Raw genomic sequence first — 1,191 nt, 5'->3', positions numbered from 1 at the left:
GAGGGCAGGACGGCCCGGTGGACGTCGCGGTGGTCCAGGTCGACCGCGACGTGCGCGGCGCGGATGTGGTCGGCGACCCTGCGGGCCACGCCGACCGCGCGGTGTCGGCCTCCCACGCAGCCGGTGGCGACCGTGATCGGGCCGCCGATCTCGGCGAGGAGGTCCAGGGCGCCGGCCGCGACGGCGGCGGCGATCGACTCGATGCCGGGGGTGGCCAGGACATGGGCGTAGACGTCGGCGTCCAGGCCGGTCCGGTGCTTCATCGCGGGGTTGTGGTGGGGGTTGCGGAACCTCCTGCGGAGGTCGACGGTCAGGTCCGCTTCCGGGGTGGGGCCGTGGCCGTAGCCGAAGGACACGATCCGAATGCCCGGGCTGTGCAGGTTGTTCGTCAAGGTCTGCTCCTGGGTGCGGTTGGTCAGTGGATGGTGCAGGCGAGGGCGCCGGTCGCCGTGGTGAGCGCAAGCACGATCAGCGCGGCTCGGATCAGCGCGTACTTGCCGGCGGTGATCCGGCCGAGCCGTTCGTGCTCGGCCGCCAGTTCGCGCGGCGTCTCGCGGTCGGCGATCAGCCGCAACACGCGGTCGGGGTCGAGGTCGCGGGTCGGTTGCAGCCATCCGTCGGTGCGGGGCAGCAGGACCAGGAGCACGCCGGCCAGGGCGAGGCCGGCCCCCGCGCCGACGGCGAGACCGGCCGGCAACGCCTCGAGGGCCGGGGCGCTCACCCCGATCACCGCGAGCAGCAGGCCCGCCTTGGTGTCGGCGGCACGGTGGCCGGCGATGCGGTCGGCGATCCTGCGATGCAGCGCCGCCACCAGGGCGGCGTGGTCGAGCCCGGGTGTGCCGGTGGTGGTGTCGTCGACGGCGGTCACCGCACGATCCCGGCGACGGGGTTCGCGCGGCGGTACGCGGCGCCGAGCGTGGCGGCCAGGTCTGGAGGCCGGCCGTGCGCAGACCGGCCAGGATGCGGTCGTGCTCGGCCGCGTCACCTCGGGCGGCGGCCAGGTCCAGGCGGCGTGTCAGTTCCTCGGGGGTGGTGCCCATGGGTCCCTCTCTTCGGGGTCGGGTCGCTCTCGTGTCGTGCGCTCAAGGCGCCGGCCGCCCGGTGGGCGGCCGGACACGGCGGGAGCCGCTGATCAGTCCTGGGGGCCGGTGGGCGTGGCGAGTTGCCACAGGCCCCGGCCGACCGATTCGA

2 protein-coding genes are annotated in these 1,191 nt (G+C 75.1%); both read right to left on the bottom strand.

Features of this window, described 5'->3' with window-relative positions; translation table 11 throughout:
* The coding region (locus GT354_RS55175) for an RNase adapter RapZ (RefSeq protein WP_272923993.1) at window positions 1-392 on the bottom strand (392 nt) is incomplete at its 3' end.
* Between the two features lie 23 nt (window positions 393-415).
* Window positions 416-868, bottom strand: coding sequence for a hypothetical protein (locus GT354_RS55170; protein ID WP_237536018.1), 453 nt, complete (start codon window positions 866-868; stop codon window positions 416-418).
* Between the last annotated feature and the right edge of the window lie 323 nt (window positions 869-1,191).

The sequence above is a fragment of the Streptomyces sp. SID3343 genome (assembly GCF_009865215.1).
Classification (GTDB): domain Bacteria; phylum Actinomycetota; class Actinomycetes; order Streptomycetales; family Streptomycetaceae; genus Embleya.
This window is presented reverse-complemented; position numbering and strand designations above follow the sequence as displayed.